This is a genomic window from Sphingomonas sp. TF3 (genome assembly GCF_003985085.1).
GTDB lineage: Bacteria > Pseudomonadota > Alphaproteobacteria > Sphingomonadales > Sphingomonadaceae > Sphingomonas.
The window spans coordinates 80285-94528 of sequence record NZ_RWKS01000011.1 but is presented as its reverse complement, the minus strand read 5'-3'; the positions used below and the strand labels follow the sequence as shown (position 1 = coordinate 94528).

Here is a 14244-nt window from a genome sequence, read left to right as displayed (position 1 = left end):
TTTGCAAGGGAGGAATCTCTGGTCGGGGCGACAGGATTCGAACCTGCGACCCCCACACCCCCAGTGTGATGCGCTACCAGGCTGCGCTACGCCCCGACCGAGGGAGGCGCGTCTAGGCTGGCGCGCGCCGCGATGCAAGCCACTTCCGCGCGAACACCCGTTATTGCTTGATCTGGCCGAGCGGCAGCAGGCGTTTGGCCAGCGCCTGGATCAATTTGGCGTCCCCGCCTTGCACCACCACCGCCAGTTGCACCGCGTGGCGCTGCAGGATTCGGTCCAGCGGAGTCGGCGTGCTGCCCTTCGCGGCGCGCGCAAGCAAGGCGGCGGCCCCGGCATCGGTGCCGTCGATGGCGAGTCGCAGCAGCCCTTCCAGCGCGGGGAACAGCGCGCGGTCGCCGCCCAGCGCGATCGCGCGGTCGAGCGACTCGAGGCCGTCGGCCTTGCGCGCGCCAAGCGCACCGCGCGCCATCAGCGTACCGAGCGACACGACGGCATTGAGGTGCCACGCGCCACATGCCGCCTGCGCCTCGGCATCGCGCGGGTTGCGGCGGACGATCGCCTCGAACTGATCGCGCGCGGACAGCGCGTCGGCACGGTTGCGGGTGAGCTTGGCGCGATAGCTCGTCGCCATTGCCAGCGTCATCAGCGCCTCGGCATCGGTCGGCGCACGCGCCAGCGTCACCCGCGCCGCCGCCTCGACGCTGGCGATCTGGTCCAGCGCCACCGCCTTGTCCCGCGCAAAAAACGCCATCTGAGTCAGCGCCTCGCGCCCGTTGGGCGCTTGCGCGAAGGCCGGTGTTGCGAACGGTGTCGATACCAGAACGGTAGCAGCCAGGAACAGTCTCATGGCAATCCTCCCTCGCGCGGCGGGGCGCGCTATTCTCCGCGCAGCGTCCTCCAGAACGTGCCGTCCCATGCCTTCACGCTGAAATCAACGATTCCGAAATCACCGAGCGCGCGACCGAAGGCCGTCTGGTGCGGTGCCTCGCCATGCGCGCCCAGCGCCTCGACCGAGGCCCAGCGTTCGGAAATATGCAACAGGTCTGGATCGGCGACATCGACGGCGAAGGCGTAGAGTTCACAGCCCTCTTCCGCGCGGACCTTTTCGACATGTGCCGCGAGCAACTCGGTCATCTTTGCCAGATCGCCCGGTACGGTCTTGATATGGCCCATTACGATGATCGTCATATGTCTGTCTCCAACCCGCATGTTGCGTGAACGCACACTAGATGATAGCGCCCGCCGCTTGTAACGAGGTCGCAAGATCTCGCCATCCCCGCATGCCAAGATGCGCAGGCGGGTCCAGCTTTACCAAGGTAGCCCATGTTCGCCACCCCCGCCTTCGCCCAGACCGCCGGTGCCGCTGCGCAGCCCGATGGCTTTCTCCCGATGATCGTCAGCTTCGCGCCGTTGCTGCTCGTGTTCGTCGTGTTCTACTTCCTCATCCTGCGCCCGCAGCAAGCCCGCGCCAAGGCGCAGGCCGCCGCGATCAACGCGGTCAAGAAGGGCGATTCGGTCATCACCGCGGGCGGCGTGCTCGGCAAGGTGACCAAGGTCGAGGACAAGGTGGTCGAGGTCGAGATCGCGCCGACGCTGAAGATCAAGGTCGTCAAGGCGACGCTGGCCGAGGTGACCCCGCTCGGCACCGCCAAGCCCGCGAACGACTGATCCGATGCTGGATTTCCCGCGCTGGAAGGTCGCTTCGATCCTTGGCCTGCTCGCTTGCCTTATGGCGTTGGCGATCCCCAGTTTCCTGCCCGATTCGATCACCGATCGCTGGGGCGGCTTCCCGCACCCCAAGGTCAATCTCGGGCTCGATCTGGCCGGCGGCAGCTATTTGCTGCTCGAGGCTGACACCAACGAACTGGTCAAGAACCGGCTTGAGGCAAAACGCGAGGAAATCCTCAACGATCTGAGCACCGCGACCCCGCCGATCCAGATCGGCGATATCTCCACCGACGGCGGCAAATTGAGCTTCCTGGTGCGCGATGTGCGTCAGCTCGATGCCGCGCGTGAGTTGCTCAACAAACATATCGGCGGTGCCGGGATGACCGGCCAGCGCGATTGGGATCTGAGCGTCGTCGATTCCTCACGCATTGTGATGATGCCGACCCAGGCGGGCATCACCCAGGCGGTCAACACCGCCATGTCCACCGCCACCGACGTGGTGCGCACGCGTATCGACAAGCTCGGCACCAAGGAGCCGACCATCGTCCGCCAGGGCACCGACCGCATCGTGGTGCAGGTGCCGGGGTTGAAGGACCCCAAGGCGCTGAAGGATCTGCTCGGCAAGACCGCCAAGCTCGAATTCAAGATGGTCGACGATACGCCCTATGTGGCGGGCGGCATCGTCCCTGCGGGCAGCCAGGTCCTGCCCTATCCCGAAGGTGGGCCGCAGGCGAAGATCCTGGTCAAACGTCAGGCGATCCTGACCGGCGACCAATTGGTCAGCGCCAGCCAGGGCTTCAAACCCGATTCGACCGAAGCGATCGTCAATTTCGCCTTCAATGCCGAGGGCGGTCGCAAGTTCGCGCGGATCACACAGGATTATACCGGCAAGGCGTTTGCCGTCATCGTCGATGGCCAGGTGATTTCCGCGCCGCGTATCAACACGCCGATCCTGGGCGGCTCGGGCTATATCGAGGGCCGCTTCACGGTCCAATCCGCCAACAACCTCGCCATCGCGCTCAGCTCGGGCAAATTGCCGATCACGCTGAAAGTGATCGAGGAACATAGCGTCGGCTCGGATCTGGGTAACGATTCGATCCACGCCGGCATCCTCGCCTCGTGCATCGCGGTCGCTTTGGTCGTGCTGTTCATGATCGTCACTTACGGCCGCTTCGGTTTCTATGCCGATTATGCCGTGGTCATCAACGTCGTGGTCATCATGGGCGTGCTGGCGCTGCTCAACGGCACGCTGACACTGCCGGGCATTGCCGGTTTCGTGCTGACGATCGGCACTGCGGTCGACGCCAACGTGCTGATCAACGAGCGCATCCGCGAGGAACGCCGTCGTGGCCGCAGCGTGATCCAGTCGGTCGAACTGGGATACAAGGAAGCGAGCCGCACGATCTTCGAGGCGAACGCGACCCACGCCATTTCGGGCCTGATCATGCTGTTGCTCGGCTCGGGCCCGGTCAAGGGCTTCGCGGTCGTGCTGCTGATCGGCATTGTCACCTCGGTGTTCACCGCCGTCACCTTCACGCGGATGCTGGTCGTGTTGTGGATTCGCAAGAATCGCCCGACCGAAATCAATATTTGATCGGCCAGACATATGCGCCTGCTGAAACTCGTTCCCGATAACACCAACCTTCCGTTCGTCTCGCTGCGCAAATGGGCGTTCGGGCTGACGCTTTTGCTGTCGATCGCCGCCGTGGGCATCGTGCTGGCACGCGGCCTCAATCTTGGCGTCGATTTCCGTGGCGGCCTGATGATCGAGGAAAAGTTCGATACGCCGCCCTCGCTCGACACGCTGCGCAGCACGGTCGATCGGCTCAATCTGGGCGAAGTGCGCCTGCAGGCCGTCGGCACCGACGGCAAGACCATCTCGATCAAGCTGCCGCCGCCCAAGGACACCGATGACGGTGCCGCCAACCGCGTCGTCGCGCAAGTGCAGGCGGCGGTGACCAAGGCGTTCCCCGATGCCAAATTCTCGAAACAGGACGTCGTCGGCGGCAAGGTCTCGAACGAGCTGATCGGTAAGGGCGTGCTCGCGGTCGTGCTCGCGGTGATCGGCATCGGCCTGTTCGCGGTGCTGCGCTTCGAATGGCAGTTCGGCGTGTCGACCGTCGTCGCCATCGTCCACGACGTGCTGATGACGCTCGGCTTCTTCGCGCTGACCTGGTTTGAATTCGACCTCAACATCGTCGCCGCCGTGCTGACGATCATCGGTTATTCGATCAACGACAAGATCGTCATCGATGACCGTATCCGCGAGAATATGCGCCGCTATCGCAAGATGGATATGGCCGGCATCGTCGATCTGTCGGTCAACGAAACGCTGCCGCGCACGGTCATGACCTCGGTTACGATCCTGCTCGCTTTGTTCGCGCTGCTCATCTTCGGCGGCCAGGTGCTGCGCGGTTTTACTGCGGCGATGATCCTCGGCATTTTCGTCGGCACCTATTCGTCGATCTACGTGTCGTCCTCGCTACTCATCTCGCTCGGCCTGCGTCCCGATCCCAAGGTTGACGACGCCCCCGTCGCCGGAACGCCCAAGGTCGGCTGATGCGGATCGAACGCGAGCGCGGAGTCGGCCCGATCATCACCGGCTTCTCGCAAGGCGGGTTTAAGGTCGAAGCCGACGCGTTTCGCGGGGTCTATCGCGCGCTGCTGATCTGGCCCGACGGGTCGGACGAATGGGCCCCGCCCGCGCTCGACGCGCTGAACGCAGAAGCGGTCGCGCCGTTGCTGGCGATCGATCCCCGGCCGGAATTTCTGCTGCTCGGCACTGGTGCCACCATGCAACGCCCCCCGCCCGCCTTCGTCCGCGCGCTGGAGGCGCAAGGCGTCGGCGTGGAGGCGATGGACAGTCGCGCCGCCGCGCGGGCCTGGGCCGTGCTGCGCGGCGAGGGCCGTCAGGTCGCAGGGGCGCTCTATCCGCTTTGACGAGCGCGCGGGCGGCGTTATCCTGCCCGTAAAACGCTTGGGGGAGAGTCGCGTCATGACGATGAGAGTATATCTGGCCGCCGCTATGGCCCTGGCCGCTGCCCCCGCTTTCGCCAGCGCGCAAACCGCCGACACGCCGCCTGCCGCCGCTGCCGCGCCCGATTATGGCAAGCCCGAAAGCTGGCTGTGCCGCCCCGGCAAGGTCGATCCGTGCGACGCCAACCAGGATGCGACGATCATCAAGGCCGATGGATCGCGCAGCACCGAGAAATTCTCGGCGACCACCGATCCGAAATTCGATTGTTTCTACGTCTATCCCACCGTCTCGAACGATCCGACGCCCAATAGCGACATGGTCGCGGGTCCCGAAGAGGACTCGGTCGCCGCTTTCCAGGCCGGGCGGTTCGCCAAATATTGCCGGGTCTTCGCGCCGCTCTATCGCCAGGTCACGATCGCGGCGCTCCGCGCGAAGCTGATCGGCAAGCCTGACACGTCGGACCGGGCGATGGCCTATCACGACGTCAAGGCAGCGTGGGAGGAGTATCTCGCATACGACAATCACGGGCGCGGCGTCGTGCTGATTGGCCATAGCCAGGGCGCGGGTATCTTGAAGAACCTGGTCGCCAAGGCGATCGAGGGCACGCCGGCGCAGCAGCAGATCATCTCCGTGCTGATCCCGGGCACCACGGTCGCGGTGCCGGAGGGCAAAGACGTCGGCGGCGATCTGCAATCGACACCGCTCTGCCACACCGCCAAGGATGTCGGCTGCGTTGTCAGTTACGTCACCTTCCGCGCCGATGCGCCGCCGCCCGCCAACAGCCATTTCGGCATTGTCAGCGAGCCCGGCATGGTCGGAGCCTGCGTCGATCCGGCGGCGCTGACCGGAGGTGCCACCACCGACGCGTATCTCGGCGCGAAGGGCGCTGGCATGAGCAGCTTGCCGATGGGGCCGTGGACGACCGACGGTGCCCCCGTCACGACGCCGTTCGTCAAGGTGCCAGGCCTGCTCAGCACCGCCTGCGCCAGCACGGGCAAGGCCAACTATCTTGCGCTGACGATCCACGCCCAGCCGACCGACAAACGCACCGGCACGATCGTCGGCGACATCGTCTATGGCGGGATGACGCTCCGGGACTGGGGCCTGCACTTGATCGATATGCCGGTGGTGATGGGCAATCTGGTCGAGCTCAGCAACCTGCAGGCCAAAGCGTGGCTGGCCAAGCATCCGACGTCACCGGCGGGCTGACACCAGCCCGGCGAGGTGATCGTAGAGCGCGGCAGTATTGGCCGCCCAGGTAAAACGTTCCGCGCCACGGCGTACCTGCTGTGCGCTCGGCGGATCGGCGAGTAAATCGCCGATCGCCTGTGCAAAAGCGGAAGCGCTGCGATCGACGATGCGCCCGAAGGCGCGCTCGGTTACCACCTCCGCCGCGCCGCCCGCGTCGGTAATCACAATCGGCGTACCGCACGCCAGTGCCTCAACCCAGGCATTGGCGAGCCCCTCCGATGCCGATGCCAGCGCCATCACATCCGCCGCGCCGAGCAAGGCGGGTAGATCGCGATGCGGGATGCTGCCGAGCAAGCGGACGCGATCGGTCAGGCCCAGCGCGGAGATTTGGGCCGTCAGCGCCGCGCGGTCTGCCCCCTCGCCCGCAATCAGCAGTGTCGCGCCCGGCAGCGATGTCATCGCCTCCACCACTAGGCCATGCCCCTTGCGCGGGATCAGAGCCCCCAGCGAGACGATCAGCGGGCCGGTGACGCGATAAGGGGCCTTCGCCGTCGCACGATCACGGGGCGCGAAACGATCGAGATCGACGCCAGTATGATGCACCCGAATGCGCGACTCCGTGAGGCCAAGCGCCGCCATGTCGCTGCGCATCGCCTGCGACACCGCGAGCAGCCCGTCCGCCGCCTGCCCCGCCGCAATCACCTGCGCGGCGGTCGCGGGCGCGCGCCCCCAATGATGGATGTCCGCCCCGCGCGCCTTGATCGACACCGGCACGCCGAAATGCCGCCCCAGCGCGACCGCAGCCGGACCATCGGGGAAAAAGAACTCCGCATCGATCACGTCGAACGCGAAATCGCGGCGGAGCGCGGTGAGCAGGGGGACCAGCCGTCGCACCAGTGAACCCGCATGAAACCGCCCGCCGGTGCCGGGCAGCGCGAGAAAGCGCGGGCGGCGGATGTCGAGGCCCTTCCACGTCTCGCGCTCGGGCAAGGCCGCGAGCGGGGCATAATGCCCGTGCCGCGCAAGCGGCCAAGGCGGTATCCCCAGCGGTGCCACCACGCGCAGATCGACCCCTGGATGCGCCGCCAGCCCAAGCGTCTGCCGTTCGACAAACACGCCGAAATTGGGCCGCGACGCATCGGGAAACAGCGTCGAAAGGGTCAGTACGCGCAGCATCGGTGCGATGTAGCGCGAAACACTTACCGTTTCCCTCCCCGGCTTTCAGGGAGGGGCCGGTTTAAATGCGTTTGTCGCCGGGATACGCCAGCAGCAAGTCGCTTCCGACCTCCGCCGCAATTTCACAGCGACCGGACAGCGTCAGACACTCGCCCGCTTGCCACGCAACGCCATCGACGACACCGGCACCGGCGACCGGCACCAGCCACGCCGTCACGCCCTCGGGCAAATCGATTACGCGGTGACCGGCCGCAAAGCGCTCGACCACGAATTTCGGCCCTTCGGCCAGCACCTGATGGTCGCGGCCGTCCGGTGCAGGGGTCGGCAGCGGCACGAACGGCACGGGGTTGGATACCGCCACGCCCGCATCGAGATGGAGCTCCCGGTCGCTGCCATAATCGTACAGGCGATACGTCAGATCGACATTCTGCTGCACCTCGATCACAGTGATGCCAGCACCGATCGCGTGGATCGTCCCCGCTTCCGAATAATAGAATTCGCCTGCCTTTACCGGTTTCCAGTCGAGCAGACGCTCGATCGAACCGTCGAGCGACGCCGCGCGCAACGCCTCGTGCGTCATCGGTTCCAGCGTGCCGAGCGCGATCGTCGAATCGGGTTCGGCTGCCAGGATCAGCCACGCCTCGTCCTTGCCGCGCGGATAGCCCGCCGCCTGCGCTGCCGCATCGTCGGGGTGAACCTGCACCGACAGTTTTTCGCTGGTGAAGAGATATTTGATCAGCAGCTCGGGCTCGCCTGCATGCGGCGTCTGAAACCACACCTCACCGATCTTCTCGCCGCCAGGTGCCGGATTGGCGAAGCCGGGCCACAGTTGCGTGCGCCCCCAGGGTTTCTCGACGCGTTTGGTGGCAAGCAGGGTGGCGGTCACAGGGGTACTCCAATCGAATCCGAAAATGGCAACGCTCCGATAGCGCGAAGCGATCCGTATTGAAAACGCGCCGTCGCAAGCATGCCGTCGAAAAGGATTGTTCGCGCATCCGGGGTTAGGCTAAGGCTTACGCCGATGCGTACCCCCCTTACCCGCTCGCCCCTTTTCCGCAGCCTCGCGGTCGGCCTGATCGCCGCGACCGTGCTCACCTCCACGGGGTGCGCGCGCAACCGGACCAAGGGCGACATACCCTATGTCGCGCGCGACGTCGGCACGCTGTACACAGCAGCGAAGCAGCGGCTCGACAATAAGGAATATAAGCTGGCAGCGGCGCTGTTCGACGAGGTCGAGCGGCAGCACCCCTATTCGGTATGGGCGCGTCGTGCACAGTTGATGAGCGCGTTCAGCTATTATCTCGCGCATGATTACACCGCTTCGATCCAGTCCGCACAGCGTTTCATATCGGTCCACCCCGGCAACCGCGACGCGGCTTATGCCTATTATCTCGTCGCGCTCGGCTATTATGAGCAAATCAGCGACGTCACGCGCGACCAGAAGATCACGCAGCAGGCGCTCGATGCGCTTGGCGAATTGACGCGCCGCTACCCCAACACGCGCTATGCCGCCGATGCACGACTCAAGATCGATCTCGTGCGCGACCATTTGGCCGGCAAGGAAATGGAGATCGGTCGCTTCTACGAAACGCGCGGCCAATGGCTCGCCGCGACGATGCGCTTCCGCAAGGTGGTCGACGATTATCAGACGACCACGCACGCACCCGAGGCGCTGATGCGGCTGACCGAAACCTATCTCGCGCTCGGCGTGCCCGATGAGGCTCGCAAGGCGGCGGCCGTGCTGGGGGCCAATTATCCCGGCACGCAATGGTATAGCCGCGCGTACAAATTGTCGGAGGAACACCCCCCCGTCGCGGTCGCGGCGATCGCGCCGGGCCAGTTGATCGTGCCGCTGCCCGACAAATCGCTTCCCGACAAGCCGCTCAAAACCCACGAGCCGAAGCGCGACGCGCGCGCTTTGCCGACCTCGGGCGGTTCGTCGACCAACCCAGGCAACCCCAACCCAGGCAGCTGAAGTTCGACCAAAAAGAACGATACCGGAACATCGATTGTTCGGGTAAAGCGGGCGGCAGACCCATGCTGATCTCTCTCGCCATCCGTGACGTCGTGCTGATCGAGGCGCTGGACCTGCACTTCGGGCAGGGCCTGGGCGTGCTGACGGGTGAGACCGGTGCCGGCAAATCGATTCTGCTCGACGCACTGGGCCTCGCGCTCGGCGCGCGCGGCGATGCCGGGCTGGTGCGGCAGGGCGCGACGCAAGCCGTGGTCACCGCCACCTTCGACACACCGCACGCGACCGGGCCGATCGCTACCTTGCTCGGCGAGAACGGCTTCGACGTCGATCCCGGCGAGCCGTTGATGATCCGCCGCATCGTCAAGGCCGATGGCGGCAGCCGCGCCTTCGTCAACGATCAGCCAGCCTCCGCTGGCCTGCTGCGCGAACTCGCGACCTATCTCGTCGAAATCCACGGCCAGCATGATGATCGTGGGCTGCTCAACGCGCGCGGGCACCGTGCCTTGCTCGATGCGTTCGGACGGATCGACGCGGGCGCTACGGCGACCGCCTATAAAGCATGGCGCGATGCCGAAGCTGCGCTGGCGACGGCGCGCGCGACGATCGACACTGCCGCACGCGACCGTGAGTGGCTGGAACACGCCGTCGCCGAACTGCGCGCGCTCGCCCCCGAACCGGGGGAGGAAGAAGCCCTCGCCGAACGCCGCCGAACGATGCAGCGTTCGGAAAAGATCGCCGCCGATCTCGCCGCGATCGAAAGCTGGCTGGAGGGATCGGACGGTGGCCTTGCGCAACTCCGCCAGGCGGCGCGCGTACTGGAGCGGATTGCAGAGGACCACGAGGCGCTCGCCGAAGCGCTGGCGGCGGTGGACCGCGCGGTGATCGAGGGCGCGGTCGCCGAGGAGAAACTGCGCGAGGCCAAGGCCGATCTGTGGTTCGATCCCGCCGCGCTGGAGGAGGATGAGGCGCGGCTGTTCGAACTGCGCGGCATGGCGCGCAAACATCGCGTCCAACCCGATGCACTGGCCGAGTTGGCTGACGACCTGACCGCCAAGCTGGAGGCGCTCGATGCCGGGGAAGAAGGCATCGCCGCGCTCGAAGCGAAGCTCGCCGCTGCGCGCGCGACTTATGACAGGGCCGCCGCCGCGTTGAGCGAGGCGCGCACCGCCGCCGCAGTGCGGCTCGACGCTGCGGTCAAGGGGGAGTTGATCCCGCTGAAACTCGATGCCGCCCGCTTCCGCACCGTCGTCGCGCCAGCGCCCGGCGAACAATGGTCGGCGGCGGGCAAGGACCGCGTCGAATTCGAGATTTCGACCAACCCCGGCGCGCCCTTCGCGCCATTGGTCAAGATCGCCTCGGGTGGCGAATTGTCGCGCTTCATCCTCGCGCTGAAGGTTGCGCTGGCCGATCAAGGCGGGGCCGCGACGATGATCTTCGACGAAATCGATCGTGGCGTCGGCGGTGCCGTGGCGAGTGCCATCGGGGAACGTCTGGCGCGGCTGGCGCAAGCGACGCAATTGCTGGTGGTCACGCATAGCCCGCAAGTCGCGGCGCGAGGGCAGCACCACCTGCTGATCGCCAAGAGCCATGACGGGACCGTCACCCGTACCGGCGTGACGACGCTCGACGACACGGCCCGCCGCGAGGAAATCGCACGGATGCTGTCGGGCGCGACGATCACGCCCGAGGCGCGCGCGCAAGCCGATAGGTTGTTGGAGACGGCGTAAAGCCATCCGTATCGGCAACCCGCAAACCCAGCACCGAATCCGTCACCCCGAGTTCATCCCGGGGTGACGGAACGACGGCGGATCGGCTGTTAAAACGGCATCGTCACGGTAAACATGATGCCCTTGTCATTGGTCCGCCCCTGCCCCGCATATAGATTGCCTCGCACCCCCTTGCCGAGATCGATGCCGATCCCCGGCCCGCCCACTTCCGCATATTTTTCCGGCAGCGGACGCGCGCGGAATTTCTCGGCTACGTCTTGCCTGCCGCATACAACGATGTCGCTGCCGGGCTCTGCAGTGGGACAAGAGGCCGGGTGCCAGGCGGCGGGCAAATCGACACTCGCGCGATGTGACCGCTCGTCCTCTGGAGGTGCAGACTGTGCCAGGGCCAACATCATCAGGATCATGGTCGGCCCCTCTGCCGGGATGTTCGGGAAAGGCTAACGGCCATCTGCCACCGACACAATCCGCCGCCGCGCAATCTCCACGACATTCCTCGCACAACCTGCTACAGCCGTCCTATCGCGCGAGTCCGCTCTCAAGCATCGCGCGGCTGAGAGACGTCCCGCGCTCCCGCTTGCCTGGCATCGGATGCGCACTCTTGGCTCTCCTTTCCCGCTTTCTTGCACAGCCCGTCCGCTGCGGACCTTCCGCGCACGGCTGATGCGTCGCGATCGGATGCGCCGGCCGGGGCCGGACGTCGCATCCGTCTTCGATCTCGGCCCCATCCGGTACCGACGCTGCGGCGCGGCACCGGCACGTAAGGAATTAGGTATGGCTATCGGCACCGTTAAGTTCTTCAACGCCGACAAGGGTTATGGTTTCATCGCGCCCGAGGGCGGCGGTGGCGATGCCTTCGTCCACATCAGCGCGGTGGAAGCCGCCGGCATGGCGACGCTCGACCGCGACCAGCGCGTTTCCTACGAGCTGGAAGAAGACCGTCGCGGCAAGGTTTCGGCCGTTCGGCTGGCGCAAGCCTGAGCCAATACGGGGTGTCGCCAAGCGGCGGCACCCCGCTTTCTCGTTTCCCGTCCTATTTGCGGAGATATCCCACGAACACCACCGCCCTGTTCTATCGCGACCGCGCCCGTCAGGCCGAGTCCGACGCGGCTACGGCCACCCTCGACAATGTTCGCGGCCGCTGGCTGCGCGCCGCCAAGGCCTGGGACGAAATGGCCAGCCGCGCGGAAAAGACCGCTGAGCGCCGTTCGACCAACGAAGAGGCCAAGCATCTCGCCGAAATGGACGCCAGCGAAGACGATTAGCGGATTGAAACCGCTACCCGTCCTCCGCTAGCGAAGGGGGATGGCCCCTGCCCTCCCCACGACCGATGATACCGCCGCAACCGAGCTGGCCCGGCTGGCGGAGGTGATCGCGCACCACAACCGCCTGTATCACACCGACGACGCGCCTGAGATTTCCGACGCGGACTATGATGCGCTGGTGCGCCGCAATGCCGCGATCGAGGCGGCGTTCCCGCATCTGGTGCGCAGCGATTCGCCCAGCGTTCAGGTCGGTGCCGCCCCCGCCGCGCATCTCGCCAAGGTCGCCCATGCGCGGCCGATGACCAGCCTCGACAATGCCTTTACCGACGAAGACGTCGCCGATTTCGTCGGCCGCGTCCGCCGCTTCCTCGCTTTGCCCGAGGACGCACCGGTAGAACTCACCGCCGAACCCAAGATTGACGGCCTGTCCTGTTCGCTCCGCTACGAAAACGGGCAGCTCGTCCAGGCGCTCACGCGCGGCGACGGGCAGGTCGGCGAAGATGTCACCGCCAATGTCCGCCACATCGCCGACATTCCGCAAAGCCTCCCCGCCGACGCGCCCGCCATCTTCGAGGTGCGCGGCGAAGTGTATATGGCCAAGGCCGATTTTGCCGCCCTCAACGCGCGCCTGCTCGCCGAGGCCGAGGGCACGGGCAAGGAGGCGCGCCAATTCGCCAACCCGCGCAACGCCGCCGCCGGATCGCTGCGCCAGAAGGACGCCGCCGTCACCGCGACGCGCCCGTTGCGTTTCTTCGCCTGGGGTTGGGGCGAGGCGAGCGCGCTGCCCGGCGCGACGCAAAGCGGAGTGATCGCCGCGATCAGAGACTGGGGCTTCCCGGTGGCGCAGGGCTTCGCCCACGCCGCGACCGCCGCGGATGCGCTGGCCGTGTATCGCACGATCGAACACCAGCGCGCCGACCTGCCGTTCGATATTGACGGCGTGGTCTACAAGCTCGACCGGCTCGACTGGCAGGAGCGGCTCGGCACCGTCGGCCGCACCCCGCGCTGGGCGATCGCGCATAAATTCCCGGCCGAACGCGCCGAGACGACCTTGCTCGCGATCGACATCCAGGTCGGCCGCACCGGCGCGCTTACCCCGGTCGCGCGGCTCGAGCCCGTCACCGTCGGCGGCGTCGTCGTCGCCAATGCCACGCTGCACAATGCCGACGAGATCGAGCGGCTCGGCGCGCGCGTCGGCGACCGCGTCGTGCTGCAGCGCGCGGGCGACGTCATCCCGCAAATCGTCGAGGTGCTGACCCGCGCCGAGGACCGCCCGGCCTTCGTCTTCCCGACCACCTGCCCCGAATGCGGCTCGCTCGCCGAGCGTGGTGAGGATGAGGTGGTGGTGCGTTGCACCGGCGGGCTGATCTGCCCGGCGCAGCGCGTCGAGCGGCTGATCCACTTCGTCTCGCGCCACGCCTTTGACATTAGCGGCCTGGGGCTGGTGCGGATCGAGGAGTTCTTCCGCGACGGCCTGATCGCCTCCCCCGCCGACATCTTCCGCCTGCACGAACATCGCGAGGCGCTGATCACGCGCGAGCGCATGTCGGAGCTGGTCGTCGACAAATTGCTCGCCGCGATCGACCTGCGCCGCAAGATCGGGCTCGACCGCTTCCTGTTCGCGCTCGGCATCCGCCATGTCGGGGAGATTACCGCGCGTGACCTGGCGCGACGCTATGTCAGCATGGCCGCCTTTTCCGACATGATCGAGCGCGTGCTGGCGGTCCGCACCGAGCTTGTCCCCGCATTGGGCGAGACCGACCTGAAATTCGTCGTGCGCCGTGGCAAGGCGCTCGCCGCCGCGATCGAAACGGCGGGCATCGGCCCAGAAGTCGCCGATGCCTTGATCGAATTCTTTGCAGAACCACACAATCGGGACGTAATTGCCGCCTTGCTGCGCGAGGTCGAGCCGCTCGATATCGTCCACGAAACCCGCGAATCCCCCGTTAGCGGCAAGACGGTCGTGTTCACCGGCAGCCTGGAGACGATGAGTCGCGACGAAGCCAAGGCCCAAGCGGAAGCACTCGGCGCGCGCGTGTCGGGCTCGGTGTCCGCCAAGACCGATCTCGTCGTGGCCGGGCCGGGTGCGGGCTCGAAGCTAAAAAAGGCCGCAGAATTAGGCATTTCCGTCATCGACGAAGCGGGTTGGGCGGAGATTGTTGCGGCTGCGGGGTAAAGGGGATCGCGACGCCGAAGTCCGCCAGTGATGCCATTTTGCAACGCATCATTACTGAATGCTTCATGTACCTTGCGGAATCGTGATTG

15 protein-coding genes and 1 tRNA gene are annotated in these 14244 nt (G+C 66.0%); 10 read left to right on the top strand and 6 right to left on the bottom strand.

Features of this window, described 5'->3' with window-relative positions:
- Window positions 1–19: 19 nt before the first annotated feature.
- The 3 genes from EJC47_RS11780 to EJC47_RS11770 form a co-directional block, all read right to left on the bottom strand.
- Window positions 20–96, bottom strand: a tRNA-Pro gene (locus EJC47_RS11780).
- A 64-nt stretch (window positions 97–160) separates the two neighbouring features.
- On the bottom strand, window positions 161–847 hold the full coding sequence (locus tag EJC47_RS11775) for a hypothetical protein (protein WP_126847862.1): 687 nt from the start codon (window positions 845–847) through the stop codon (window positions 161–163).
- A gap of 29 nt (window positions 848–876) precedes the next feature.
- A complete protein-coding gene (locus tag EJC47_RS11770) occupies window positions 877–1188 on the bottom strand; it encodes a putative quinol monooxygenase (RefSeq protein WP_033965565.1) in 312 nt (103 codons plus the stop codon).
- Window positions 1189–1323: 135 nt separating this feature from the next.
- On the opposite strand from EJC47_RS11770, the gene yajC reads away from it, so the two are divergent.
- The 5 genes from yajC to EJC47_RS11745 are packed head-to-tail and all read left to right on the top strand — an operon-like array spanning window position 1324 to window position 5854.
- Window positions 1324–1668: a preprotein translocase subunit YajC gene (yajC, locus tag EJC47_RS11765; protein ID WP_033965566.1), complete on the top strand. Its 345-nt coding sequence runs from the start codon at window positions 1324–1326 to the stop codon at window positions 1666–1668.
- A 4-nt stretch (window positions 1669–1672) separates the two neighbouring features.
- Entirely contained in the window at window positions 1673–3262 is a 1590-nt protein-coding gene (gene secD / locus EJC47_RS11760) for a protein translocase subunit SecD (protein WP_126847860.1), read from the top strand.
- Window positions 3263–3274: 12 nt separating this feature from the next.
- Window positions 3275–4228, top strand: coding sequence for a protein translocase subunit SecF (gene secF, locus EJC47_RS11755; RefSeq protein ID WP_126847858.1), 954 nt, complete (start codon window positions 3275–3277; stop codon window positions 4226–4228).
- Entirely contained in the window at window positions 4228–4608 is a 381-nt protein-coding gene (locus tag EJC47_RS11750; protein WP_126847855.1) for an Mth938-like domain-containing protein, read from the top strand. The genes secF and EJC47_RS11750 overlap by 1 nt, the downstream gene beginning before the upstream one ends.
- Window positions 4609–4663: 55 nt before the next feature.
- The gene (locus tag EJC47_RS11745) at window positions 4664–5854 is read left to right on the top strand and encodes a DUF3089 domain-containing protein (protein WP_126847853.1); all 1191 of its coding nucleotides are present in this window, start codon (window positions 4664–4666) and stop codon (window positions 5852–5854) included.
- Here the strand turns inward: EJC47_RS11745 and EJC47_RS11740 are convergent.
- Together EJC47_RS11740 and EJC47_RS11735 are read right to left on the bottom strand one after the other, a co-directional pair.
- Window positions 5840–7012, bottom strand: coding sequence for a glycosyltransferase (locus EJC47_RS11740; RefSeq protein WP_126847851.1), 1173 nt, complete (start codon window positions 7010–7012; stop codon window positions 5840–5842). The genes EJC47_RS11745 and EJC47_RS11740 overlap by 15 nt on opposite strands.
- Before the next feature lie 61 nt (window positions 7013–7073).
- Window positions 7074–7898 (bottom strand): class I mannose-6-phosphate isomerase, encoded by an 825-nt coding sequence (locus EJC47_RS11735; protein ID WP_126847849.1) that lies wholly within the window; start codon window positions 7896–7898, stop codon window positions 7074–7076.
- 135 nt (window positions 7899–8033) lie between these two features.
- Between EJC47_RS11735 and EJC47_RS11730 the strand changes: the two genes are divergently transcribed.
- Together EJC47_RS11730 and recN are read left to right on the top strand one after the other, a co-directional pair.
- Window positions 8034–8987 carry an outer membrane protein assembly factor BamD gene (locus EJC47_RS11730; RefSeq protein ID WP_033965572.1) on the top strand — a complete coding sequence of 318 codons (954 nt, stop codon included), beginning with the start codon at window positions 8034–8036 and terminating at the stop codon, window positions 8985–8987.
- A gap of 62 nt (window positions 8988–9049) precedes the next feature.
- A complete protein-coding gene (gene recN, locus EJC47_RS11725; RefSeq protein ID WP_126847847.1) occupies window positions 9050–10714 on the top strand; it encodes a DNA repair protein RecN in 1665 nt (554 codons plus the stop codon).
- 89 nt (window positions 10715–10803) lie between these two features.
- Here the strand turns inward: recN and EJC47_RS11720 are convergent, their stop codons facing one another.
- On the bottom strand, window positions 10804–11121 hold the full coding sequence (locus EJC47_RS11720) for a hypothetical protein (protein WP_126847845.1): 318 nt from the start codon (window positions 11119–11121) through the stop codon (window positions 10804–10806).
- Window positions 11122–11488: 367 nt separating this feature from the next.
- On the opposite strand from EJC47_RS11720, the gene EJC47_RS11715 reads away from it, so the two are divergent.
- Genes EJC47_RS11715 through ligA form a run of 3 tightly spaced genes read left to right on the top strand, consistent with a single transcriptional unit; the run spans window position 11489 to window position 14155 of the window.
- On the top strand, window positions 11489–11695 hold the full coding sequence (locus EJC47_RS11715) for a cold-shock protein (protein WP_010185321.1): 207 nt from the start codon (window positions 11489–11491) through the stop codon (window positions 11693–11695).
- 56 nt (window positions 11696–11751) lie between these two features.
- Window positions 11752–11979, top strand: a complete 228-nt coding sequence (locus EJC47_RS11710) for a hypothetical protein (protein WP_231565191.1) — start codon at window positions 11752–11754, stop codon at window positions 11977–11979.
- 40 nt (window positions 11980–12019) lie between these two features.
- Window positions 12020–14155: an NAD-dependent DNA ligase LigA gene (gene ligA / locus EJC47_RS11705; protein WP_126847842.1), complete on the top strand. Its 2136-nt coding sequence runs from the start codon at window positions 12020–12022 to the stop codon at window positions 14153–14155.
- Window positions 14156–14244: the final 89 nt, after the last annotated feature.

What these genes read in the sequence shown, in the direction of transcription:
- EJC47_RS11775 (WP_126847862.1), bottom strand. Translation starts at nt 847, where the DNA reads ATGAGACTGTTCCTGGCTGCTACCGTTCTGGTATCGACACCGTTCGCA.
- EJC47_RS11770 (WP_033965565.1), bottom strand. Translation starts at nt 1,188, where the DNA reads ATGACGATCATCGTAATGGGCCATATCAAGACCGTACCGGGCGATCTG.
- yajC (WP_033965566.1), top strand. Translation starts at nt 1,324, where the DNA reads ATGTTCGCCACCCCCGCCTTCGCCCAGACCGCCGGTGCCGCTGCGCAG.
- secD (WP_126847860.1), top strand. Translation starts at nt 1,673, where the DNA reads ATGCTGGATTTCCCGCGCTGGAAGGTCGCTTCGATCCTTGGCCTGCTC.
- secF (WP_126847858.1), top strand. Translation starts at nt 3,275, where the DNA reads ATGCGCCTGCTGAAACTCGTTCCCGATAACACCAACCTTCCGTTCGTC.
- EJC47_RS11750 (WP_126847855.1), top strand. Translation starts at nt 4,228, where the DNA reads ATGCGGATCGAACGCGAGCGCGGAGTCGGCCCGATCATCACCGGCTTC.
- EJC47_RS11745 (WP_126847853.1), top strand. Translation starts at nt 4,664, where the DNA reads ATGACGATGAGAGTATATCTGGCCGCCGCTATGGCCCTGGCCGCTGCC.
- EJC47_RS11740 (WP_126847851.1), bottom strand. Translation starts at nt 7,012, where the DNA reads ATGCTGCGCGTACTGACCCTTTCGACGCTGTTTCCCGATGCGTCGCGG.
- EJC47_RS11730 (WP_033965572.1), top strand. Translation starts at nt 8,034, where the DNA reads ATGCGTACCCCCCTTACCCGCTCGCCCCTTTTCCGCAGCCTCGCGGTC.
- recN (WP_126847847.1), top strand. Translation starts at nt 9,050, where the DNA reads ATGCTGATCTCTCTCGCCATCCGTGACGTCGTGCTGATCGAGGCGCTG.
- EJC47_RS11720 (WP_126847845.1), bottom strand. Translation starts at nt 11,121, where the DNA reads ATGATCCTGATGATGTTGGCCCTGGCACAGTCTGCACCTCCAGAGGAC.
- EJC47_RS11715 (WP_010185321.1), top strand. Translation starts at nt 11,489, where the DNA reads ATGGCTATCGGCACCGTTAAGTTCTTCAACGCCGACAAGGGTTATGGT.
- ligA (WP_126847842.1), top strand. Translation starts at nt 12,020, where the DNA reads ATGGCCCCTGCCCTCCCCACGACCGATGATACCGCCGCAACCGAGCTG.